The organism is Chryseobacterium sp. SIMBA_038, from assembly GCF_046535115.1.
In the GTDB taxonomy this organism is placed as follows: domain Bacteria; phylum Bacteroidota; class Bacteroidia; order Flavobacteriales; family Weeksellaceae; genus Chryseobacterium.
Window position 1 is genome coordinate 1 of the sequence record NZ_JAWRXH010000205.1, and the last position, 267, is coordinate 267.

General features: G+C 55.4%; 1 protein-coding gene. It reads right to left on the minus strand.

Going from position 1 to position 267, the window contains the following annotated elements; translation table 11 throughout:
- Positions 1-267, minus strand: a 267-nt coding sequence (locus tag SB689_RS23300) for a hypothetical protein (RefSeq protein WP_410694423.1), incomplete at both ends; no start/stop codon positions are given.

The following is a 267-nucleotide window of genomic DNA, read 5'->3' on the forward strand; positions in this document are numbered from 1 at the left end:
GTAGGCCGGCGTGAAAGCGATCTGGTAAGAACTCCGTGGCTCGGTAAACTGCGGTGCTGAATTTAGGCTTTAACAGGTGGGGTGAAAGGACGATTGCATCTGATGGATCATGCTCGTCCACGCGGCGGGAGGCATGCAGGAATGCTACCAGCTCTGCGTGATCCTGCGCCGCAGCCGAGCTCATTTCTGACAGGATCAGATTCCAGTCCGCATCCTCACTGTACAGACGCTCAAGTGCGTCCGAGACGTTTTTATCTCCGATGTTGG